20 protein-coding genes and 1 tRNA gene are annotated in these 21,522 nt (G+C 68.6%); 15 read left to right on the forward strand and 6 right to left on the reverse strand.

The features are described from left to right. The first annotated feature begins 5 nt into the window (after positions 1-5). Genes LRK53_RS14295 through tatA form a run of 9 tightly spaced genes read left to right on the forward strand, consistent with a single transcriptional unit; the run spans position 6 to position 10,383 of the window. Positions 6-1,115, forward strand: coding sequence for an NAD(P)/FAD-dependent oxidoreductase (locus LRK53_RS14295; protein WP_235642339.1), 1,110 nt, complete (start codon positions 6-8; stop codon positions 1,113-1,115). 52 nt (positions 1,116-1,167) lie between these two features. Continuing rightward, positions 1,168-2,235: an FAD:protein FMN transferase gene (locus LRK53_RS14300; protein WP_027491964.1), complete on the forward strand. Its 1,068-nt coding sequence runs from the start codon at positions 1,168-1,170 to the stop codon at positions 2,233-2,235. Further along, positions 2,235-4,430: a NosR/NirI family protein gene (locus tag LRK53_RS14305; protein ID WP_027491963.1), complete on the forward strand. Its 2,196-nt coding sequence runs from the start codon at positions 2,235-2,237 to the stop codon at positions 4,428-4,430. Before LRK53_RS14300 ends, LRK53_RS14305 begins: the two co-directional genes overlap by 1 nt. Before the next feature lie 28 nt (positions 4,431-4,458). Next, positions 4,459-6,408, forward strand: coding sequence for a TAT-dependent nitrous-oxide reductase (nosZ, locus tag LRK53_RS14310; protein WP_027491962.1), 1,950 nt, complete (start codon positions 4,459-4,461; stop codon positions 6,406-6,408). A gap of 54 nt (positions 6,409-6,462) precedes the next feature. Further along, positions 6,463-7,749: a nitrous oxide reductase family maturation protein NosD gene (locus LRK53_RS14315; RefSeq protein WP_027491961.1), complete on the forward strand. Its 1,287-nt coding sequence runs from the start codon at positions 6,463-6,465 to the stop codon at positions 7,747-7,749. Next, on the forward strand, positions 7,733-8,662 hold the full coding sequence (locus tag LRK53_RS14320; RefSeq protein WP_027491960.1) for an ABC transporter ATP-binding protein: 930 nt from the start codon (positions 7,733-7,735) through the stop codon (positions 8,660-8,662). The genes LRK53_RS14315 and LRK53_RS14320 overlap by 17 nt, the downstream gene beginning before the upstream one ends. Further along, positions 8,659-9,492, forward strand: coding sequence for an ABC transporter permease (locus LRK53_RS14325; RefSeq protein WP_027491959.1), 834 nt, complete (start codon positions 8,659-8,661; stop codon positions 9,490-9,492). Before LRK53_RS14320 ends, LRK53_RS14325 begins: the two co-directional genes overlap by 4 nt. Positions 9,493-9,502: 10 nt before the next feature. Beyond that, positions 9,503-10,165 carry a nitrous oxide reductase accessory protein NosL gene (locus LRK53_RS14330; RefSeq protein ID WP_027491958.1) on the forward strand — a complete coding sequence of 221 codons (663 nt, stop codon included), beginning with the start codon at positions 9,503-9,505 and terminating at the stop codon, positions 10,163-10,165. 14 nt (positions 10,166-10,179) lie between these two features. Then, positions 10,180-10,383 (forward strand): twin-arginine translocase TatA/TatE family subunit, encoded by a 204-nt coding sequence (tatA, locus tag LRK53_RS14335; RefSeq protein WP_027491957.1) that lies wholly within the window; start codon positions 10,180-10,182, stop codon positions 10,381-10,383. A 70-nt stretch (positions 10,384-10,453) separates the two neighbouring features. Here the strand turns inward: tatA and dapE are convergent, their stop codons facing one another. The 4 genes from dapE to dapD all read right to left on the reverse strand — a co-directional run bounded on the left by dapE (position 10,454) and on the right by dapD (position 13,599). Then, the gene (gene dapE / locus LRK53_RS14340; RefSeq protein WP_235642340.1) at positions 10,454-11,593 is read right to left on the reverse strand and encodes a succinyl-diaminopimelate desuccinylase; all 1,140 of its coding nucleotides are present in this window, start codon (positions 11,591-11,593) and stop codon (positions 10,454-10,456) included. A 64-nt stretch (positions 11,594-11,657) separates the two neighbouring features. Then, complete coding sequence (locus LRK53_RS14345; protein ID WP_027491956.1) at positions 11,658-12,158, reverse strand: DUF2165 family protein; 501 nt, start codon at positions 12,156-12,158, stop codon at positions 11,658-11,660. Between the two features lies 1 nt (position 12,159). Beyond that, a complete protein-coding gene (locus LRK53_RS14350) occupies positions 12,160-12,513 on the reverse strand; it encodes a Spx/MgsR family RNA polymerase-binding regulatory protein (protein WP_027491955.1) in 354 nt (117 codons plus the stop codon). 96 nt (positions 12,514-12,609) lie between these two features. Beyond that, positions 12,610-13,599, reverse strand: a complete 990-nt coding sequence (dapD, locus tag LRK53_RS14355; protein ID WP_235642341.1) for a 2,3,4,5-tetrahydropyridine-2,6-dicarboxylate N-succinyltransferase — start codon at positions 13,597-13,599, stop codon at positions 12,610-12,612. A gap of 105 nt (positions 13,600-13,704) precedes the next feature. Between dapD and LRK53_RS14360 the strand changes: the two genes are divergently transcribed. Then, positions 13,705-13,983, forward strand: a complete 279-nt coding sequence (locus LRK53_RS14360) for a hypothetical protein (protein WP_027491953.1) — start codon at positions 13,705-13,707, stop codon at positions 13,981-13,983. Between the two features lie 85 nt (positions 13,984-14,068). Next, a complete protein-coding gene (locus LRK53_RS14365) occupies positions 14,069-14,386 on the forward strand; it encodes a hypothetical protein (protein ID WP_027491952.1) in 318 nt (105 codons plus the stop codon). A 111-nt stretch (positions 14,387-14,497) separates the two neighbouring features. Here the strand turns inward: LRK53_RS14365 and LRK53_RS14370 are convergent. Beyond that, positions 14,498-14,572 (reverse strand) — tRNA-Val (locus LRK53_RS14370). Positions 14,573-14,663: 91 nt separating this feature from the next. Next, positions 14,664-16,688, reverse strand: coding sequence for an excinuclease ABC subunit UvrB (uvrB, locus tag LRK53_RS14375; RefSeq protein ID WP_027491951.1), 2,025 nt, complete (start codon positions 16,686-16,688; stop codon positions 14,664-14,666). A 153-nt stretch (positions 16,689-16,841) separates the two neighbouring features. On the opposite strand from uvrB, the gene LRK53_RS14380 reads away from it, so the two are divergent. The 4 genes from LRK53_RS14380 to LRK53_RS14395 all read left to right on the forward strand — a co-directional run bounded on the left by LRK53_RS14380 (position 16,842) and on the right by LRK53_RS14395 (position 21,317). Further along, positions 16,842-17,402 (forward strand): GspH/FimT family pseudopilin, encoded by a 561-nt coding sequence (locus tag LRK53_RS14380; protein ID WP_235642342.1) that lies wholly within the window; start codon positions 16,842-16,844, stop codon positions 17,400-17,402. Between the two features lie 109 nt (positions 17,403-17,511). Continuing rightward, positions 17,512-18,273, forward strand: coding sequence for a glucose 1-dehydrogenase (locus LRK53_RS14385; RefSeq protein ID WP_027491949.1), 762 nt, complete (start codon positions 17,512-17,514; stop codon positions 18,271-18,273). A gap of 25 nt (positions 18,274-18,298) precedes the next feature. Continuing rightward, positions 18,299-18,736, forward strand: a complete 438-nt coding sequence (locus tag LRK53_RS14390; protein ID WP_027491948.1) for a universal stress protein — start codon at positions 18,299-18,301, stop codon at positions 18,734-18,736. Between the two features lie 49 nt (positions 18,737-18,785). Next, the gene (locus LRK53_RS14395; RefSeq protein WP_027491947.1) at positions 18,786-21,317 is read left to right on the forward strand and encodes a cation-translocating P-type ATPase; all 2,532 of its coding nucleotides are present in this window, start codon (positions 18,786-18,788) and stop codon (positions 21,315-21,317) included. The last annotated feature ends 205 nt before the right edge of the window (positions 21,318-21,522 follow it).

The following is a 21,522-nucleotide window of genomic DNA, read 5'->3' on the forward strand; positions in this document are numbered from 1 at the left end:
CGCGCATGATCCCCGTCCACACGGCGGATTCATTAATGATCAACTGCGACACCGTCATCATTGGGGCTGGCCCGGTCGGCCTGTTCCAGGTTTTCGAGCTGGGCCTGCTGGGGCTGGATGCGCACGTGATCGATGCCGTACCGCATGCCGGCGGCCAGTGCGTCGAGCTGTATCCGGACAAGCCGATCTACGACATCCCGGCGCTGCCGGTGTGCAGTGGGCGCGAGCTGATCGAGCGCCTGCAGCAGCAGATCCGCCCGTTCGCGCCGCAGTTCCACCTGGGTCACACCGTCACCTCGCTGCAGCGCATGGACAACGGCCGCTTTCACCTGCAGACCAGTGGCGGTCTGGCCTTCGACGCCGGCGTGGTGATCATTGCCGGCGGCCTGGGCGCGTTCGCGCCGCGCACGCTGGACCTGCCGGAAGCCGCGCCGCTGGTGGGCCGCACGCTGCACTACAAGGTGACGCAGCCGGCGCTGTGCGACGACCAGGACATCGTGATCGCCGGCGGCGGCGACGCAGCGCTGGATTGGGCGCTGGCCCTGGTCGAGCGGGTGCGCAGCCTGGTGCTGGTGCACCGCTCGTCCAGCTTCCGCGCGGCACCGGCCAGCGTGGCGCGCATGCAGGCGCTGTGCGACGAGGGCCGCATGCAGTTCTGCGAAGGCGACATCGTCGGACTGGAGACGGCCGCTGGCGCGCTGTCGCAGGTGCGCGTGCGCACACGCAGCGGCATGGTCCAGCGCATCGAGGCGTCGCATCTGCTGGTGTTCTGGGGCCTGCATCCGGCGCTGGGGCCGATCGCCGACTGGGGACTGGCGCTGGAGCGCCAGCAGCTGGTCGTGGATCCGTCGACGCTGCAGACCTCCGTGCCCGGCATCTTCGCCGTAGGCGACATCAATACCTATCCCGGCAAGAAGAAGCTGATCCTGTCGGGTTTCCACGAAACCGCGCTGTGCGCGTTCGCCGCGCATGCGCACCTGCATCCTGGCGACAAGGTGAACCTGCAGTACACGACCACCAGCCCGGCACTGCAGCGGCGCCTGGGCGTGCGCGATGCCAAAGGCGCCGATGTCGTGGCACAACCGCCGTCAAGGGTCGAAGCCAGCGCGGCCTGACGCTCCACATCTTTTCGCATTCGCACCAAAACGCACACCGGGAGGTCCTCCCATGCACCGCTCCATCGAACCCACCGAACCGCGCTCGCCCGAGCGCCGGCAACTGCTGCGGCAGGCCGGCCAGCTCGCCATCGCCGGCAGCCTGTTGGCCGGCGGCGGCTGGGCGGTGCTCAAGCGCAAGCAGAACCTGTGGCAGGTGCGCCGCGAGCGCACGCTGATGCAGACCTCGGTGGCGGTGACCTGCCTGAGCGACGACGTGCAGGCGGCCGGCGAGGCGATCGAGGCGGCGTTCACGCGCATGGCCACCACGGCGACCGAGTTGACCCGCTTCGATCCGGCCAGCCCGCTGGCGCGGCTGAACCGCTACGGCCGGCTGGCGCTAGTGCCGTCGAACCTGCACGCGGTGTTGCGCGAGGCACTGGCGCTGTCGGCGCTCACCGGCGGCGCATTCGACGTCACCGTGCTGCCGGTGCTGCGCTACTTCGAGACGCTGCGCGGCGTCGACGGCACCGATGCGCGCGAGCAGCGCGTGGCCGAGGACCGCGACGCGCTGGTCGGCTACCGCGACCTCGTGCTGGACGCTCGCGGCGTGCGGCTGCTGCGGCCGGGCATGGCGATCACGCTGGACGGCATCGCCAAGGGCCACGTGGTCGACCAGGGCATCGCGGCGCTGCGCGGCGCCGGCATCGAGTACGGCCTGATCGACGCCGGCGGCGACATCCAGGCGATCAGCGGCAACGATCCCGGGCGGCACTGGAACGTGGGCATCGTCGACCCGCGCGACACGGGCCGGGTGGCGGCGGTGGTGCAGCTGCGCAACGCGGCGCTGTCCACCTCCGGCAACTACCGCGTGTTCTTCTCCAGCGACCGGCGCCTGTTCCACATCGTCGATCCGCGCACCGGCTGGTCGCCGCAGAGTTATTCCAGCGTAACCGTGGTGGCGCAGCGCTCGGTGCTGGCCGACGGCATGAGCACGGCGGCGTTCTCGCTGGAGCTGCCGCGGCTGTCCGCGCTGATGGCGGCACAGGACCACCAGTGGCTGGCGTTCTCGCGCAGCGGCGAGCAGCGCTGGCGCTCGCGCGAGCTGCCGCTGATCGCCGGCACGGCGGAGCTGGCCTGATGCGCGGCGCACGTCCACGCTCCCTCATCGCCAGACTGCTGCTCGCGCTGCTGTTGCTGGCGCCCGCCTCGGTGGCGCTGGCCAGCATCGACGCAAAGTATCCGCAGCTGCACCAGGTGTTCCCCGAGGCCGAACGCTACGGCGACATCGAGGGCACCCCGCCTGCGGCGGCCGTGTACCACGGCGACAAGGTGATCGGCTACGTGTTCGAGACGGTGATGGTGGCGCCGGTGCCGGCCTACTCCGGGGCGCCGATCAACATCCTGGTGTCGATCGGCACCGACGGCACCATCCGCGACGCCCGCGTGCTGGAACAGCACGAACCGATCCTGCTGGTCGGCATTCCGGTGCAGAGGCTGTACGACTTCGTGGCGCGCTACATCGGCCACCGCGTGGACGACAAGATCGTGGTCGGCGGCGGCGCCAGCGGCAGCGTGCGCATCGACGCGATCAGCAGCGCCACGGTGACCTCGATGGTGGCCAACGAGACGATCATGAACTCGGCGCTGAAGGTGGCCGCCTCGCGCAAGCTGATCGCCGGTGCGGCCGACACCGGCGCGGCCGCCGCGCAGGTGCGCGCCGACTACTTCGTGCCAGCCGACTGGCAGACGCTGACCGGCAACGGCACGATCGGCCACCTGCGGCTGGCGCGGCAGGCGATCGCCGACGCCTTCAAGGGCCAGCCGGAAAGCGGCCTGGTCGACGACCCCACCGCGCCGGCGCCCGGCCACGGCGCGGACACCTTCATCGACCTGTACTTCGCCGACGTCACCCCGCCCACGGTGGGCCGCAACCTGCTCGGCCCCACCGCCCACGCCGACCTGATGAAGCAGCTCAAGCCCGGCGACTCGGCGATCGCGGTGATGGCCAACGGCATCTACTCGTTCAAGGGCGTGGGCTACGTGCGCGGCGGCATCTTCGACCGCGTGCACCTGCTGCAGGACGGCAAGCTGGTGCTGTTCAAGGACAGCGACCTGGTGCAGTTGAACGACACCCCGCTGCGCGGCAAGCCAGCCTTCGCCGAGCAGGCGATCTTCATCGTGCGCAACGGCGGCAGCGGCTTCGACGCCACCCGGCCGTGGACGCTGCAGCTGCTGGTGAACCGCCAGGTCGGCCCGCTGCAAAGCATCTACCACACCTTCACCCGCGACTACCGCATGCCGGCGGCCTACACCACACGCCCTGAAGCGGCGGCCGAGGCGGACGCCGACGCACTGCCGGCCGACGCGCCGCTGTGGCAGAAGGTATGGCACGGGCGCCGGCTGGACATCGCGTTGCTGGTGGCGGGGCTCACCGTGCTCACGCTGATCCTGATGTTCCAGGACTGGATCGTGACGCGCCCGCACCTGCTCGAACGCCTGCGCGTGGGTTTCCTGATCTACACGCTGGTGTTCATCGGCTGGTATGGGCTGGCGCAGCTGTCGGTGGTGAACATCCTCACCTTCATCCAGGCGATGCTGCACGGCTTCCACTGGTCCACCTTCCTGATGGACCCGCTGGTGTTCATCCTGTGGGTGTTCGTGGCCGCCACCCTGCTGCTGCTCGGACGTGGCATCTACTGCGGCTGGCTGTGCCCGTTCGGCGCGCTGCAGGTGCTGGTGAACAAGCTGGCGCGCCGGCTGCACGTGCCGCAATTCGAGGTGCCGCAGTACCTGCACGAACGGCTGTGGGCAATCAAGTACATCGTGCTGCTGGTGCTGTTCGGGATGTCGCTGCAGTCGCTCAACATGGCCGAGCGCTACGCCGAGATCGAGCCGTTCAAGACCGCCATCACCCTGCACTTCGCCCGCTCCTGGAGCTACGTGCTCTACGCGCTGGCGCTGGTGGTGGTGGCGGCATTCAACAACAAGTTCTACTGCCGCTACGTGTGCCCGCTGGGCGCCGGGCTGGCGGTGTCCGGCCGCTTCCACCTGTTCGAATGGCTGCGCCGTCGCAAGGAATGCGGCCGCCCCTGCCAGATCTGCGCCAACGAATGCGAAGTGAAGGCGATCAACGCGATCGGCCAGATCAACTTCAACGAATGCCACTACTGCCTGGACTGCCAGGTCACCTACGCCAACGACCAGAAATGCCCGCCACTGGTGGAACGCCGCAAGAAGCGTGAACGCGCCGCGCGACCGCTGCCCACCCCGGTGTTGACGATCACCCCGGCCGCCACGCCGGAAACCAACGAGCCGGCGAAGGTCGCCGACTGACCCACCACAATCAGAATGGACGAATGCCATGCACGACGAATCGAGCAACCAACCCGGCCAGTCCGGTCAGTCCGCGGAACCGGGCAACCCCGCGCGCCGCAACTTCATGAAGACCAGCGCGTTGGCCGGCCTCGCCGGCGCGGCGGGACTGGCGCTGGCAGGCTGCGGCAGGAAGGGTGACCCGGCCGGCGCGACAGTCGCCGGCGCCGCCGCCGAACCGGCCAAGGCGACCTCGGCCACCGGCGAACTCTCCGACCACGTGCTGCCCGGCCAGCTCGACGAGTACTACGGCTTCTGGAGCGGCGGCCAGTCCGGCGAGGTGCGCCTGGTCGGCGTGCCTTCGATGCGCGAGCTGATGCGCATCCCGGTATTCAACCCCGACTTCACCATCGGCTGGGGCGTCACCAACGAGAGCAAGCGCGTGCTCGGGCCGAACTTCCCGCCCGGCGGCGACTGCCACCACCCGCACATGAGCCAGACCGACGGCCACTACGACGGCCGCTACATCTTCATCAACGACAAGGCGCACACCCGCGTTGCACGCATCCGTTGCGACGTGATGCGCACCGACCGCATCACCGACGTGCCCAACGTCCAGGCGATCCACGGCCTGCGCGTGCAGCGTGCGCCGCGCACCGGTTACGTGTTCGCCAACGCCGAATTCCTGGTCCCGGCGCCGAACGACGGCCGCGACCTGGACGATCCGGCCAAGTACCAGACCATGTTCAGCGCGCTCGACGGCGACACCATGGAAGTCGCCTGGCAGGTGCTGGTGGACGGCAACCTGGACAACACCGAAGTCGACTACGCCGGCAAGTACGCCATCTCCACCTGCTACAACAGCGAAAAGGCCGTGGACCTGCCCGGCACGATGCAGGCCGAGCGCGACTGGGCGGTGGTGTTCAACCTCGCGCGCATCGAGGAGGCGGTGAAGAAGGGCGAGTTCAAGACCATCGGCAGCTCCAAGGTGCCGGTGCTGGACGGCCGCCACGGCTCGTCGTTCACGCTGTACATCCCGATTCCGAAGAATCCGCACGGCATCAACGCCAGCCCCGACGGCAAGTACGTGGTAGCCAACGGCAAGCTCTCGCCCACCGTCACCGTGATGGAATGGAGCCGCATCGACGACTGGTTCGCCGGCAAGCTCAAGGATCCGCGCGACGTGGTGGTGGCCGAGCCGGAGCTGGGCCTGGGGCCGTTGCACACCGCCTACGACGGCCGCGGCAACGGCTACACCGCCCTGTTCATCGACAGCCAGATCGCCAAGTGGAACATCGCCGACGCGATCGCCGCCCACGGCGGCAAGAAGGTGAACTACCTGCGCCAGAAGATCGACGTGGCCTACCAGCCCGGGCACTGCCATACCTCGATGGGCGAGACGCGCGATGCCGACGGCAAGTGGCTGGTGTCGCTGAACAAGTTCTCCAAGGACCGCTTCCTGCCCACCGGCCCGCTGCACCCGGACAACGACCAGCTGATCGACATCTCCGGCGAGACCATGAAGCTGGTCGCCGACGGCCCGGTCTACGCCGAGCCGCACGACGTGATCCTGCTACACCGCCGGCTGCTGATCGACAAGGTCAAGAAGAGCTGGGACCGCGACGACCCGTTCTTCGCCGAGACGGTGGCGATGGCCAAGCGCCACGGCATCAACGTGCTGACCGACAGCAAGGTCATCCGCGAGGGCAACAAGGTGTTCGTGTACATGACCTCGGCTGCGCCGCTCTTCGGCCTGGGCAGCTTCAAGGTGAAGAAGGGCGACGAGGTGACCGTGGTGGTGACCAACATCGACGCAGTGGAGGACGTGAGCCACGGCTTCTGCATCACCAACTACGGCATCAACATGGAGATCAGCCCCGGCGCCACCGCCTCGGCCACCTTCACCGCCGACAAGGCGGGGGTGTTCTGGTACTACTGCACGTTCTTCTGCCATGCGATGCACATGGAGATGAGCGGGCGGATGCTGGTGGAGGCCTGAGCCGTGCCGTGCCGTCGCGCATCCCGCGGCGGCACGGCCGGATCGTCCGGTGCCATGCATACGCTTCGCCGCCTCGCCATCCTGCTCCTGCTCGCGCTGCCGGCGCTGTCGGCGCATGCGCGCGAGACGCTGGAACAGGTCGTGGCCGCGGCGCCGCCCGGCACCGCGGTCAATGTGCCGGCCGGCGTGCATGCGGTGCACCTGCGGCTGGACAAACCCATCACGCTGATCGGCGAGCCCGGCGCGATTCTCGACGGCGGCGGCAGCGGCGACGTCGTGCGCATCGGCGCGTCGAACGTCACCGTGCGCGGCCTGACCGTGCGCCGCAGCGGCACCGACCTCACCGCAATGAACGCGGGCATCTTCGTCGAGCGCCAGGCGCGCGAGGTCACGCTCGAGGGCAACCGCATCGAGGAAAGCCTGTTCGGCATCTACCTCGACGGCGCGGCCAACGTGCGCGTCGCGCACAACGTGGTCCGCGGCATGCGCTCGCTGCGCGTGGCCGATCGCGGCGACGGCATCCACTTGTGGAACGACACCGGCTGCACCATCGAGGGCAACGACGTGGCCGATTCGCGCGACGGCATCTACGTCTACGTCAGCCCGCACAACACGATTGCGCGCAACGTGGTGCACGACGTGCGCTACGGCATCCACTACATGTACTCCCAGGACAACCTGCTGCTGGACAACGTCAGCCGCGGCAACCTGGCCGGCTATGCGCTGATGTCCTCGCACCACCTGAAGGTGATCGGCAACAGCTCCGAGGACGAGAAGTCCTACGGCTTCCTGCTCAACTACATCGCGCACAGCGAGATCGCCGGCAACCGCGTGCACCGCATCAGCGGCCAGAGCGACGACGCCGGCGGCACCGTGGAAGGCACCGAGGGCAAGGGCCTGTTCGTCTACCTGTCGCAGTTCAACGACCTCCACGACAACCTCGTCACCGACTCGCAGATCGGCATCCACGTGACCGCTGGCTCGGAAAACAACCGCCTGTGGAGCAACCGCTTCATGGACAACCGCATCCAGGTGAAATACGTGCAGAACCTCGCCCAGGAATGGTCGGCGCACGGTCGCGGCAATTTCTGGAGCGATTACCTCGGCTGGGACCTGAACGCCGACGGCATCGGCGACGTGCCGTTCCGCCCCAACGACGGCGTCGACGTGCTGTTGTGGAAATACCCCACCGCACGCAACCTGATGTCCAGCCCCGCGGTGCTGCTGCTGCGCTACGTGCAGCGCGCGTTCCCGGTGTTCACGCCGCCGTCGGTACAGGACAGCCACCCGCTGATGAAGGCCCCAACTCCCCTCCGGTCCGACCATGAACCACGCGATTGAATTCGAGGCACTGACCAAACGCTACGGCGCGCTCGCCGCGCTCGACGGCGTCAGCGCCTGCGTACCGCGCGGCCAGGTGATCGGCCTGCTCGGTCACAACGGCGCCGGCAAGTCCACGCTGATCAAACTCATTCTTGGCCTGATCGCGCCCAGCGGTGGCCGCCTCGAAGTGCTCGGCCAGTCGCCGTGGCGCGCGTACGCGCTGCGCCGGCGCATCGGCTACCTGCCCGAGAGCGCCACCTTCTACGCCAGCCTGAGCGGGCGCGAGCTGCTCGACTACCTGGCCCGGCTGAAGCAGGCGCCGCGCAGCCAGGTATCGGCGCTGCTGGAGCGCGTCGGCCTGGCACACGCCGCCGACCGTCGCATCGGCACCTACTCCAAGGGCATGCGTCAGCGCCTCGGCCTGGCCCAGACGCTGCTGGGTTCGCCGGAACTGGTGCTGCTGGACGAACCGACCACCGGGCTCGACCCGCAGGCCTCGCGCGAGCTGTACCGCATCGTCGGCGAGCTGCGCGCGGACGGGCGCAGCGTGCTGCTCTCCTCGCACCTGCTGGCCGAGCTGGAGCCGCACATCGACGGTGCGCTGATCCTGCGCCAGGGCAGGTTGCTTGCGGCCGGCAGCCTGCATGCGCTGGGCGAGCAGGCCGCGCTGCCGGCGCAGGTGCTGGTGCGTCCGCGCGAGCAGGCGATGCCCGAACTGATTGCGCGCCTCGAAACGGGCGGCCTGTCGGCGCAGCCGCGTCCCGATGGCCAGCTGGAACTGCAGGTACCTCGCGCCAGCAAACTGCACATGCTGCGCGAATTGCTGGCCGATCCCGCGATCGTCGACCTCGATGTGCGCGAACCCACCCTGGCGCAGCTCTACGACTGGCTCGGCGCCGGTCCGCAATCCAGCGCAAAGGTGGCCGCATGAACCCGATCCTCACCGTCGCCGCCAAGGAGTTCCGCGACGACTTCCGCAACCGCTGGACGGTCGCATTGACCATCCTGTTCGCGCTGCTGGCATTGGGCATCGCCTGGTTCGGCAGCGCCGCGGCCGGGCGCGTGGGCTTCACCTCGTTCGACGCCACGCTGGCCAGCCTGACCACGCTGGGCGCGTTCGTGATCCCGCTGATCGGCCTGCTGATCGCCTACGACACCATCGTCGGCGAACGCGACGACGGCACCCTGCTGCTGATGCTCAGCTACCCGCTGGCGCGCGGCCAGCTGGTGGCCGGCAAGTTCCTCGGCCACTGCGGCGCGCTGGCTGCCGCCACGCTGGTCGGCTTCGGGCTGGCGGTGGCGATCATGCAGTGGATGCAGCCGCCCGCGCAGACGCTGCAGGCGTGGCTGCACATCGGCCGCTTCATCCTCAGCGCCTCGCTGCTGGGTGCCTGCTTCGTCGGGCTGGCCTGCCTGATCAGCGTGCAGACCGCCGACAAGTCGCGCGCCGCCGGCCTGGCGCTGATCGGCTGGCTGCTCAGCGTGGTGCTGTTCGACCTCGCACTGCTGGCGCTGCTGGTGGTCAGCGGCGGCAATCCGCTGGAGCGGGCGGTGTATCCGTACCTGCTGCTGCTCAACCCGGTCGACGTGTTCCGGCTGGTCAACCTCACCGCGCTGGGCGACGGCGCCGGCAACGACCTACTCACCGGCATGACCGCCCACCACAGCTACCCGCCGCTGCTGCTGGGCCTGGTGATGCTGGTCTGGGCGGTGCTGCCGTTCACGTGGGCGATGCTCGCGTTCCGGCGCAAGGAAGTCTGAGGATAACCGCATGCGCATCCGCCCCACGCTCCGCTCCGTCCGCCCGGCCGTGCTGGCCCTTGCGCTGGCCCTGCTCGCCGGCTGCGGCGGCAGCCACGCACCCGCACAGCACGCGGTCGACACCCATCCGGACGACGCCTGCGCCGTGTGCGGCATGTACCTGGATGGTTCGCCGGGCCCGCGCGCGGAAGCGTGGGTGAGCGGACGCACCAAGCCGCTGGTGTTCGACTCCACCCGCGACTTCTTCGCCTACGTGCTGCAGCCGGAAAACCAGTCCGCGCTGCAGGAACTGTACGTGCAGGACAGCGCCCACCTCGACTGGCAGCAGCCCAGCCACGCCGCGGTCAGCTTCATCGACGCGCGCCGCGCCTTCTACGTGGCCTGGCAGCCGCTGCCCGGTTCGATGGGACCGACCCTGGCGCCGTTCGCCACCCGCGCGGCGGCGGAAGCCTTCGTGCACGAACACGGCGGGGCCGTGCTCGGCTTCGACGAGGTCACCCCCGCCATGGTGGCCGCGCTGGACTACCGTTGCCCCGGCCAGGCCGCCGGCAGTCTCGGCCCGCAACAATGCCTGGCTCCGCCGGCGCCGTCCCTCGGCCTGTCGGCCCATCCGCAACCAGCGTTTCCTCCGGCGCCGCAACCGCAGCCGGCTCATCCACACCCACATCCGTAACGGGAATCCGGAACATGCTCGGACTGAACAGTTTTTCGCATTGGATCGTGCTGCTCGTACTGGTACTGCTGGTGTTCGGCACCGGCAAGCTGCGCAACGTCGGCCGCGACCTCGGCGGTGCCATCGGCGATTTCCGCAAGGGACTCAAGGACGGCCAGCCGGACGAAACCGTGCCGCAGGCGGTGCGGCTGGATGTCGATGGCGAACAACGACACTGATGCGCTGATTTGCCTGGTGCGGGCACCGCAACGGCGGCCGGCAATCGCCGGTTGAAACGTCATCGCCCGGTCAGGTCCCGGCCAACAGCCGCTCGCACACCGCCCGATACACCGCCGGCAGCTTCTCCAGCTCCGCCACATCCACACACTCGTCCACCTTGTGGATGGTCGCGTTGACCGGGCCGAGCTCGACCACCTCGGCACCCAGCAGCGCGATGAAGCGGCCGTCGGAGGTGCCGCCGCCGGTGCTTTGCTCGGGGTCGATGCCGCACAGGTCGCGGCAGACGGCCACCACGGTTTCACGCAGGATGCCGCCGGGCGGGGTGAGGAACGGTTCGCCGGAGAGGTTCCAGTCCAGCGTGAAGTCCAGGCCGTGTCGCTGCAGGATCGCCTCGGCGCGCGCGCGCAGGTCGTCGGCGCGGCTGGCGGTGCAGTAGCGGAAGTTGACCAGTGCGACGAGCTCGCCGGGGATCACGTTGTTCGCGCCGGTGCCGGCGTTGAGATTGGAAACCTGGAACGAGGTGGGCGGAAAGTCGGCGTTGCCGTTGTCCCAGCGCGTGGCGGCCAGTTCGGCCAGCGCGGGGGCGAACGCGTGGATCGGGTTCAACGCCTTCTCCGGATAGGCCACGTGGCCCTGCACGCCACGCACGCTGAGCGTGCCGGAAAGCGAGCCACGGCGGCCCACGCGGATCAGGTCGCCGAGCCGTTCCCTCGCCGACGGCTCGCCGACCACGCACCAGTCGATCCGCTCGCCGGTGGCGCGGAAGCGTTCCGCCACCTTGCGCACGCCGTCGAGATTGGTCGGACCTTCCTCGTCGCTGGTCAGCAGCAAGCCGACCCGGCCGCGATGATCCGGATGCGTCGCCACGAACTGCTCCAGCGCCACTACCATCGCCGCTACCGAACCCTTCATGTCAGCCGCACCACGACCGTATAGACGGCCATCGCGAACGACCGGCTCGAACGGCGGGCTTTGCCATGCCGCCTCCGGGCCGCTCGGCACCACATCCGTATGACCGAGGAAGATCAGCGTGGGATCACCCGTGCCGTGCGTCGCCCACAGGTTGTCCACATCCCCGTAGCGCAAATGCTCGACGACAAAGCTGGCATGTGCCAGTCGTTCGCCGATCAAAGGCAGACAACCGGCATCGTCAGGCGTCACCGAGCGGCGGCGGATCAGGTCACGGGTGAGTTCGAGGACATCGGACATGGGGTTCATGGAACAGGCAGCAGGCATCGGTGCAGCATAGCAAGCGCACCACGCGGCAGCGCCTTCAGTGGTCGCCTTCCGCGTCACTCTGACCCAGATAGAGCAGCGCCGCCAGCAGCATCACCACGAAGCGGAAGGCGCTGGCCAGGCCGTTCCACTGCGTGGACATCCACATGCCGAACCATTCGCCGCCGATCGCCAAGAAGCCGCCCAGCCACAGCAGCACGCCTAGCGTGAGCCCGGCCACGGCGAGCCGCATGGCACGCTGGAACGTCGCCGCCGGGGTGCGACGCGCGCGCCACATGCGCCAGGCTCCGGTGCCGCACAGCACGGCGGCCAGCGTTTCGACGGCGATGATCAGCACGTAGGCCGCATGCTGCAGCAGCGGCGCACGGATCGCGCGGTAGTGAATGCCGGCGTCGGGAAAGATCGAGTCCATCGCCAGCACGTGCTGCACGAAGGCGAGGTTGCTGCGGTAGTCGGTGAGGTTGCCGAACGCGACCAGCGCCAGCCACAGCGCGATCGTCGCCACCAGCGCGACTTTCGAGCAGCGCGCCGTCGGCATGTCAGCGCCCGAACAGTTTCTTGAAGCCGTTGTCGGTGAAGCCCACGCTCACCGTACCGTCCGGCTGCACTACCATCGGGCGGCGGATCAGCGCGGGATACTCCTTCAGCAGCAGCGTCCATTCCGGATCGCTGCCGGGGTTCTTGCGCTGTGGCAGCAGGTTGCGCCAGGTGGTGGAGGACTTGTTGACCAGCTTCTCCCAACCGCCGAGCTGCGCCGCCCAGTCCTTCAGCGTTGCCGCCGGCACCGGGTTGGTGCGGTAGTCGACGAAATCGTGCGCCACCTCGAAGCGGGCCAGCCAGTTGCGCGCCTTGCGGCAGGTGTCGCAGGTGGGCAGTCCGTACAGAGTCGTCATCCCGGTTTTTCCTTCCTGTAGGAGCCCGCTCGCGGGCGATGCTCTTGCTCTTGCGAATCCCGAATCCCGCCAAAGGCATCGCCCGCAAGCGGGCTCCTACACGGCGGCACGCAGCAGTTCGTTGATCGAGGTCTTGCCGCGGGTCTTCTCGTCCACCTGTTTGACGATGATCGCGGCGTACAGGCTGTGGCTGCCGTCCTTCGCCGGCAGGCTGCCGGCTACCACTACGCTGCCGGCGGGCACGCGGCCGTAGCTGACCTCGCCGGTAACGCGGTTGTAGATGCGGGTGGACTGGCCCAGGAACACGCCCATGCCGATCACGCTGCCCTTCTCCACCACCACGCCCTCGACCACTTCCGAGCGCGCACCGATGAAGCAGCCGTCCTCGATGATGGTGGGATTGGCCTGCAGCGGTTCCAGCACGCCGCCGATACCGACGCCGCCGGAAAGGTGCACGCCTGCGCCGATCTGCGCGCAGGAGCCGACCGTGGCCCAGGTGTCGACCATGCTGCCGGCGCCGACGAAGGCACCGATGTTGACGTAGCTGGGCATCAGCACCGCGTCCTTCGCGATGTGCGCGCCCCGGCGCACCAGCGCGCCGGGCACCACGCGTGCGCCGAGCTGCTGCAGTTCGCTGTCATTGCCGTGGGCGAAGCGCAGCGGCACCTTGTCGAAGGCCTGCGCCGCGCCGCCGTTCACTACGCGGTTGTCGTTGATGCGGAAGTACAGCAGCACCGCCTTCTTGAGCCACTGATTCACCGTCCAGCCGCCGTGGCCGTCCGGCTCGGCGACGCGGCGCTCGCCGGATTCGAGCAGGTCGAGCACCTGGTCGATGGCCGGTCGCAGATGGGTCTCGATCTCGGCCTGGGTGAGTGCGTTGCGGCGCTCGAAGGCGTCGTCGATCAGGGTTTCGATGGCTTGCATGGGACTCGTTCGTCTGTGGCAGCCGCCGGATGCGGCGGGAGTATGTGTCGCGGCAATGGCGCCCCGGGCTGGATCCAGCCATCCGCAGCGGCAGGTTCCCCATTCTTCCACAGCCGGCCCGGAAGCTGTGAATGACGTTGCAATCGGCCCGACGCGAGACATGTTTTTCACCACTTCAAGACGACGGCTATGCCCATCATGCGCCGCGGCCCGCCAAGCATCCGCCGGGCGGGGTCCCTCCGCCAACCCGCCCTGGGGAATCGTGACATGCACGAACAGATCAACGAGGGTTCCATGGTTTTCGTCACCGACGGCAGCGATGGCATCGGTTCCGTCCGCGAGATCCGGCACGGCCTGCCCGAACTGCTCGTCTACATCGAGAACGCCGGCGACTTCGTGGTGCCGATGTCGGCCGTCAAGGCGGTCCACTCCGGCAAGGTCGTCCTCGACTTCGACCACCTCGACCTGCGCCTGCGCAACGCCATCCGCCATGCGCGCGACTCGGAGGATCCGACCTACACCCCGCCCTCGTCGGAGGATGAATAGGGAGTGTATCCGCCACCCGCCACCGGCGGCAGCTGCGGGGTTGCCGATACGATAGGCGTCTTCGTGGAAGGCTTGCCCGCGCAACATGACCGACAAAGACGTAGACGGGCTCAACCGGCGACTCGATCGCTTCGAGCGAGAGCTGCCGCGGAGTGTCAGGCAAAGCCTGCGCTGGTTGCGCGGACCGTCGGCACGCTGGGTACGCATTCCCGCAGGGTTGCTGTTCATCGCGGGCGGCATCTTCAGCATCCTGCCGGTGCTGGGCTTCTGGATGCTGCCGCTCGGGCTGCTGCTGCTGGCGCAGGACCTGTCATTCCTGCGCCGCCCGATGCGGCGGGCTGTGCTGTGGATGGAACGCCGCTGGGCGCGATGGAAACGCCGGCATCAACGTGCAAGCGGGTAGTCACCGGGGCATGCTGCCCAATGAATATGGCCACACTCGGGGCGGGGTCAGTCGCCACCAGAAGCAGAAACGGCGCCAAGCCCGAAAGCCGCGCCGTTGCTGGGTTCAAGGTGGTGGGCGGTACAAGGATCGAACTTGTGACCCCTACCATGTCAAGGTAGTGCTCTACCGCTGAGCTAACCGCCCGCTTCGCGCCGATGTACCGGCTACGCGAGCCGCGCAGTATACGGGAGCCGCCGGCGCCCGACAATATCCCGCGAGGGGCGACGCCACCGGCTCAGCGCAGGGCCTGTTCGCGCAGCTGGTGGATCTGGTCGCGCAGCCGGGCGGCATCCTCGAACTCGAGGTTCTGCGCGTGCTTGTACATCTGCGCCTCGAGCTTCCTGATCGCACCGGCCGCCTGCTGGGGACTGAGTCCGGCGTACTCGGCGGCAGGCTCGGCCACCGCGGCGCGACCGCGCGTCGAGGATTTGCCGCCGCGGCGGTTGCCCGCCTCGCTGCGCGCGCCTTCCATGATGTCGGCGATGCGGCGCACCACGGTTTTCGGGGTGATGCCATGCGCTTCGTTGAAGACAACCTGCTTCTCGCGGCGGCGGGCGGTCTCGTCCATCGCCGCCTGCATCGAGCGGGTGACGTTGTCGGCGTAGAGGATCGCCTTGCCGCGCACGTTGCGGGCGGCGCGGCCGATGGTCTGGATCAGCGAACCGGTGGAACGCAGGAAGCCCTCCTTGTCGGCGTCAAGCACCGCCACCAGCGACACCTCGGGCATGTCCAGGCCCTCGCGCAGCAGGTTGATGCCGACCAGCACGTCGAACTCGCCCAGGCGCAGGTCGCGGATGATCTCGCTGCGCTCGACCGTCTCGATGTCCGAGTGCAGGTAGCGCACCTTCACGTCGTGCTCGGCCAGGTATTCGGTGAGGTTCTCGGCCATCCGCTTGGTCAGCGTGGTGACCAGCACGCGGTCGCCCAGCGCCACGCGCTTGTGCACTTCGCTGAGCAGGTCGTCGACCTGGGTGCGCACCGGGCGCACTTCCACCTCGGGATCGACCAGGCCGGTCGGCCGCACCACCAGCTCGGTCACCGCATCGCCGGACTTGTGCAGTTCGTAGTCGCGTGGGGTGGCGGAGACATAGATCGCGCGCGGCACGCGCTCTTCCCACTCCTCGAAGCGCAGCGGCCGGTTGTCCATCGCCGATGGCAGGCGGAAGCCGAACTCCACCAGGGTTTCCTTGCGCGAGCGGTCGCCCTTGTACATCGCGCCGAGCTGCGGCACGGTGACGTGCGACTCGTCCACCACCAGCAGGCCGTCGGCCGGCAGGTAGTCGAACAGCGTGGGCGGCGGCTCGCCCGGCGCGCGCCTCGTCAGGTGGCGCGAGTAGTTCTCGATGCCCTGGCAGTAGCCGACCTCGGCCATCATCTCCAGGTCGAAGCGGGTGCGCTGCTCCAGCCGCTGCGCCTCGACCAGCTTGTTCTCCTTGTAGAGATATTCCAGGCGGTCCTTCAGCTCGAGCTTGATCGTCTCGATCGCGTTGAGCACGCTCTCGCGCGTCGAGGCGTAATGGGTGCGCGGATAGACGGTGTAGCGCTGCACCTTGCGGATCGTCTCGCCGGTCAACGGATCGAACAGCGCCATCTTCTCCACTTCACCGTCGAACAGCTCGATGCGCAACGCCTCGGTTTCGGACTCGGCGGGGAACACGTCGACGATCTCGCCACGCACGCGGTAGGTGCCGCGGCGCAATTCCGTCTCGTTGCGGGTGTATTGCAGCTCGGTCAACTGGTGGATCAGCTTGCGCTGGTCGATGCGCTCGCCAGTGGCCAGGATCAGCCGCAGGCTGAGGTAATCCTCCGGATTGCCCAGACCGTAGATCGCCGACACCGTGGCCACGATGATGGAATCGCGCCGCGACAGCAGCGCCTTGGTCGCCGACAGCCGCATCTGCTCGATGTGTTCGTTGATCGACGAATCCTTCTCGATGAAGGTGTCCGACGCCACCACGTAGGCTTCCGGCTGGTAGTAGTCGTAATAGCTGACGAAGTACTCCACCGCGTTGTGCGGGAAGAATTCCCTGAACTCGCCGTACAGCTGCGCCGCCAGCGTCTTGTTCGGCGCCATCACGATGGTCGGGCGCTGCACCCGCTCGATCATGTTGGCGATGGTGTAGGTCTTGCCCGAGCCGGTCACGCCGAGCAGGGTCTGCGCGGCCAGACCGGCCTCGAAACCGTCGGCGAGCCGGGCGATCGCCTGCGGCTGGTCGCCGGCAGGCTGGTAGGGGGCGACGAGTTGGAAGCGGTCGGTCATCGGCTACAGATGTGGGTGCGACGGGCCATTTTAAATCGCCCCTGCTGACAGCACGCGTCAGCAGGGACCGACATGCGGATGGCGAGCGGACGGCTGTCCGGGCGAAAGCGGCGTCCTAGCATGAAGGTCCATGACCCCGCAGGAAGCGATGCCGTGTCGACTTCGAGGAATCCCGGCCTGTTGCGCAGGCAGCGCGGCGTGACCCTGATCGAGCAGATCATGGTGCTCGCCATCATCGCGGTGCTGCTTGGCATCGCCACGCCGCCCTTGCGGCAATTGCTGGGCCGCAACGCGCTGCGGGTGGCGCAGAACGACTTCATCGCCGCCCTGCACCACGCCCGCGAAGCCGCCGTCATGAGCGGCAAGCGCACGTTGTTCTGCCCCAGCCGGGACGGCAACCGCTGTAGCGGGGGCACCCAGTGGGAGCGCGGCTGGCTGCTCGGCCGCGACGGCGACGGCGACGACCAACCCGACGACCGCCCCCTGCACGTCGGCAGCGGCTACGACGGCAAGCTGATCATCCGCAGCAGCAGCGGCCGACAGCTGGTGCGCTTCCGCCCTGACGGCAGCGCCAGGGGCAGCAACATCACCCTGCTGTTCTGTCAGCCCTCCAACGCGAAGGACGCGCTCACCGTGGCCGTCTCCATGGCCGGCCGCATCCGCGGCGCTCCAGCCAACGCTGGCCAGATCGCCAGCTGCGCCCAGCTGAACTGAATCGCGGCGGCGCCGCCCGCGCGGCGGCACGGCGTTCCCTTGACTCCAGTCAACACCGGCATGTACCGCTGCACCCATGCTAGGGTTCGATTCCCGAGGAGACACGGCCATGGACAGATTGAGCGGCAAAGTGGCACTGGTGACCGGCGCCGCCGTGGGTATCGGGGCTGCCTGCGCGCGGCGGCTGCTGGAGGCGGGTGCGCGGGTGGCCCTGGTCGACCTGCACGACGAACCGGGGCAACGGCTGGCGGCGGAGTTCGGCGCCGATGCGCGCTACTTCCATGCCGACGTCTCGGTGGAAGCCGAGGTGGCCGCGGCGGTGGCTGGCACCGTGGCCGCGTTTGGACGGCTGGACGTCCTCGTCAACAATGCCGGCATCGCCGGCGCGAACAAGCCGACCCACGAACTCACCGAGGCCGAATGGGACCGGGTGCAGTCGATCAACGTGAAGGGCGTGTTCTTCTGCACCAAGCACGCCATCGCGCCGTTGCGCGCTGCCGGCGGCGGCAGCATCATCAACCTGTCGTCGATCTACGGGCTGGTCGGCGCGGCCGATTCGCCGCCCTACCATGCGTCCAAGGGAGCGGTGCGGCTGATGAGCAAGACCGACGCCATGCTTTATGCGGCCGACCGCATCCGGGTCAACTCGGTGCACCCCGGCTTCATCCGCACGCCGATGGTGGAACAGCACCTGGCTGCGATGGGCGGCGACTCCGAGCAGCACCGCCGCGATACCGGCGCGCTGCATCCGCTGGGCCACCTGGGCGAGCCGGACGACATCGCCTGGGGCGTGGTGTATCTGGCTTCCGACGAATCGAAATTCGTGACCGGCAGCGAGCTGGTCATCGACGGCGGCTACACCTGCCGCTGATCACCCCGCGCAAGAGGAGTTCACCATGTTCAAGCATATCCTGCTGCCCACCGACGGTTCCGAACTATCCCTGCGTGCGGTCGACGCCGGCATCGAACTGGCCGCCAAGCTGGGCGCCAGCGTGTACGCGTTCCACGTCATCGCGCCGTTCCCCGCCTCGGTCTACTTTGCCGAGTTCGTCGTGGCCAACGAGCCGAACTACACCCGCGAGGCCATCACCAACGCCGAACATTATCTGGCCGACGTGCACCAACGTGCGCAGGCCGCCGGCGTTCCCAGCGATGGCAGCCACGAGATCGATGCACGCCCCTACTCGGCCATCGTCGGCGCTGCCCGCAAGCAGCAGTGCGACCTGATCGTGATGGCCTCGCACGGCTGGCGCGGTTTCGACCGCCTGCTGCTGGGCAGCGAGACGCACAAGGTGATCCTCAACGGCGACGTGCCGGTGCTGGTTTGGCGCTGACGCACCCCCGCCCATCGCACCTCGCCCGACGCGGGCTGCAGGCACACGCGTGAGCACCATCCGCTCGCCCCAGCCCGCCAGCCTGGCCGGGCTGGAGCCGGTCGAGGCCGCGCGCCGGCTGGCCGAACACGGACCAAACCTGCTGCCGGGCAGCGCGCCGCGCACGCTTTGGTCGATGGTCGCCGGCGTGCTGCTGGAGCCGATGTTCCTGATGCTGCTGGTGGCCGGCGGCCTGTACCTGGCGCTGGGCGACCGCGCCGAGGCGGCGTTCCTGCTGTCGTTCGTATTCGTGGTCATCGGCATCACGCTGGCGCAGGAGTACAAGACCCAGCGCGCGCTGGAGTCGCTGCGCGAGCTGTCCGCACCGCGCGCGCTGGTAGTCCGCGGCGGCGAGGAGATCCGCGTACCCGGCCGCGAGGTGGTGGTCGGCGACCTGCTGGTGCTGCACGAAGGCGATCGCATCGCCGCCGATGCCGTGCTGCTGGACGGCCACCTGGACGTCAACGAGTCGCTGCTCACCGGCGAGGCGGTGCCGGTCACCAAGCTGGCAGGCGAGGAGGCCGGACAGCTGTTCGCCAGCACCGTGGTGACCAAGGGCGTCGGCGTCGCCGAGGTTCATGCCATCGCCGGCGCCACCGCGGTCGGCCGCATCGGCCAGGCGCTGGCCGATACGGTCGAGCCGGTGTCCGGCCTGCAACTGGCCTCGCGCCGTCTGATCCGCAACCTTACCGTCGGCGGCCTGCTGCTGGCCACAGCCTACGCACTGCTCGGCTGGTTATGGGACGGCCATGGCCTGCTCGAGAGCGTACTGGCCGGCATCGCGCTGACCATGGCGATCCTGCCGGAGGAGATTCCGGTGATCCTCACCGTGTTCCTCGCGCTGGGCGCGTGGCGGATCTCGAAGCACAAGGTGCTGACCCGCCGCGTGCCGGCGGTGGAGGCGCTGGGCGCCATCTCGGTGCTGGCGGCCGACAAGACCGGCACGCTGACGCAGAATCGCATGCAGGTGGCCGAGCTGCGCCTGACCGACGACAGCGCGCACGGCGAAGGCGCTACCGAATTGCCCGAGCCGTTCCACGAACTGGTCGAGTTCGCCATGCTGGCCACGCCGGCCGACCCGTTCGACCCGATGGAGAAGGCGATCCAGCAGTTCGGCCTGCACTGGCTCACCGACACCGAGCACGTGCACGCCGAGTGGGCGCCCGAGTTCGAGTACGCGCTGTCGCCGGACATCCTGGCGATGACCCATGTGTTCCGTGGCGACGCGCGCCATGCGCACCTGCTGGCCACCAAGGGTGCGCCGGAGGCGGTGATCGACCTGTGCCACCTGCCCGATGCCGAGGCAGCGGCGATCCTACGCCAGGTGGAGGCGATGGCCGAACGCGGTCTGCGCGTGCTCGGCGTGGCTCGTGGCGAGTGGCAGGGCGCGGCGTGGCCGCGCAGCCAGCACGACTTCGACTTCCGCTTCCTCGGCCTGGTCGGTTTCGTCGACCCGCCGCGACCGGAGGTGCCGGCGGCGATCGCCGAGTGCCGCGGCGCCGGCGTGCGCGTCATCATGATGACCGGCGACCACCCTGCCACGGCGCGGGCGATCGCCCGCCAGGTGGGCTTGAGCGAACGTGCCGAGGTGATCACCGGCGCGGAGATGACCGCACTGGATGACGCCGCGCTGCGCGAACGGCTGCGCCATGTCGACCTGTGCGCGCGGCTCAAGCCCGAGCAGAAGCTGCGCTTGGTGCAACTGCTGCGCGAGGACGGCGAGGTGGTGGCGATGACCGGCGACGGCGTCAACGACGCGCCTGCGCTGAAGGCCGCCGACGTCGGCGTGGCGATGGGCGAGCGCGGCACCGACGTGGCGCGCGAGGCGGCCGCGCTGGTGCTGCTGGACGACAGCTTCGCCAGCATCGTCAGCGCGATCCGCCAGGGCCGGCGCATCTACGACAACATCACCAAGGCCACCCGCTTCGTGTTCGCCGTGCACATGCCGATCATCGCGCTGGCGCTGGTGCCCACCCTGCTGCACTGGCCGGTGCTGCTGATGCCAGTGCACATCGTGCTGCTGGAGCTACTGATCGACCCGGCCTGCTCGGTGGTGTACGAGGCCGACCCCGCCGCCGACGACATCATGCGGCGGCCGCCGCGCGCGCCGTCGGACTCGCCGTTCGCCGCCGCCAACCTGCGCCATGCAGTAATCCAGGGACTGGGCTTTGCCGCCATCCTGCTACTCGGCTACGGCCTGCTGCTCGGTCAAGGCCTGGATGCCGCGCAAAGCCGCAGCGCGGTGTTCATCGCGCTCGTGCTCGGCCTGTTCCTGCTGACCCTGGCCAACCGCGACCTGTCCCGTCCGGCGCTGGCCCGCCTGCCGGCGCGCAATCCCTGGCTGCCGCGGATGTTCGGCGCCGTGGCGCTGATGCTGGCGGCCGTGGTCGGGCTGCCGTTCCTGCGCGGCGTTATGGGGTTGGCGGTACCGGGCGCACTCGCGCTGCTCGCCACCATCGGCATGCTGGCCGTCGCCGTCGTCTGGCTGGAACTGCTGCGCCGCACGGCGCGCGGAACGGCACGGAAAGCCGCGGCGCGCTGAAGCGGCCGCGGCGCGCCGCCGGAGCGATTCCGCTCGCCATCGCGCCCATCCAGGCCGCCCGGCTCGCCGCGCTGCACGAGCATGCGGACCGCAGCGGCAGCGTGACCCGCTAGAAACCGACCACTGAAAAGCCGCGTCACTTCTGTTGACAACGGCTGCGATCTGCGTAAGCTAGTAATTAATTACTTACTTACCGAGTCATGAC

Source organism: Rhodanobacter thiooxydans (genome assembly GCF_021545845.1).
In the GTDB taxonomy this organism is placed as follows: Bacteria; Pseudomonadota; Gammaproteobacteria; order Xanthomonadales; family Rhodanobacteraceae; genus Rhodanobacter.

Bases quoted from the DNA above. Each gene is read 5' to 3' on its own strand.
- nosZ (WP_027491962.1), top strand. From the start codon at position 4,459: ATGCACGACGAATCGAGCAACCAACCCGGCCAGTCCGGTCAGTCCGCG.
- LRK53_RS14385 (WP_027491949.1), top strand. From the start codon at position 17,512: ATGGACAGATTGAGCGGCAAAGTGGCACTGGTGACCGGCGCCGCCGTG.
- LRK53_RS14365 (WP_027491952.1), top strand. From the start codon at position 14,069: ATGACCGACAAAGACGTAGACGGGCTCAACCGGCGACTCGATCGCTTC.
- tatA (WP_027491957.1), top strand. From the start codon at position 10,180: ATGCTCGGACTGAACAGTTTTTCGCATTGGATCGTGCTGCTCGTACTG.
- LRK53_RS14330 (WP_027491958.1), top strand. From the start codon at position 9,503: ATGCGCATCCGCCCCACGCTCCGCTCCGTCCGCCCGGCCGTGCTGGCC.
- dapE (WP_235642340.1), bottom strand. From the start codon at position 11,593: ATGTCCGATGTCCTCGAACTCACCCGTGACCTGATCCGCCGCCGCTCG.
- LRK53_RS14360 (WP_027491953.1), top strand. From the start codon at position 13,705: ATGCACGAACAGATCAACGAGGGTTCCATGGTTTTCGTCACCGACGGC.
- LRK53_RS14350 (WP_027491955.1), bottom strand. From the start codon at position 12,513: ATGACGACTCTGTACGGACTGCCCACCTGCGACACCTGCCGCAAGGCG.
- LRK53_RS14300 (WP_027491964.1), top strand. From the start codon at position 1,168: ATGCACCGCTCCATCGAACCCACCGAACCGCGCTCGCCCGAGCGCCGG.
- LRK53_RS14315 (WP_027491961.1), top strand. From the start codon at position 6,463: ATGCATACGCTTCGCCGCCTCGCCATCCTGCTCCTGCTCGCGCTGCCG.
- LRK53_RS14320 (WP_027491960.1), top strand. From the start codon at position 7,733: ATGAACCACGCGATTGAATTCGAGGCACTGACCAAACGCTACGGCGCG.
- LRK53_RS14305 (WP_027491963.1), top strand. From the start codon at position 2,235: ATGCGCGGCGCACGTCCACGCTCCCTCATCGCCAGACTGCTGCTCGCG.
- uvrB (WP_027491951.1), bottom strand. From the start codon at position 16,688: ATGACCGACCGCTTCCAACTCGTCGCCCCCTACCAGCCTGCCGGCGAC.
- LRK53_RS14345 (WP_027491956.1), bottom strand. From the start codon at position 12,158: ATGCCGACGGCGCGCTGCTCGAAAGTCGCGCTGGTGGCGACGATCGCG.
- dapD (WP_235642341.1), bottom strand. From the start codon at position 13,599: ATGTCTCGCGTCGGGCCGATTGCAACGTCATTCACAGCTTCCGGGCCG.
- LRK53_RS14325 (WP_027491959.1), top strand. From the start codon at position 8,659: ATGAACCCGATCCTCACCGTCGCCGCCAAGGAGTTCCGCGACGACTTC.
- LRK53_RS14295 (WP_235642339.1), top strand. From the start codon at position 6: ATGATCCCCGTCCACACGGCGGATTCATTAATGATCAACTGCGACACC.
- LRK53_RS14390 (WP_027491948.1), top strand. From the start codon at position 18,299: ATGTTCAAGCATATCCTGCTGCCCACCGACGGTTCCGAACTATCCCTG.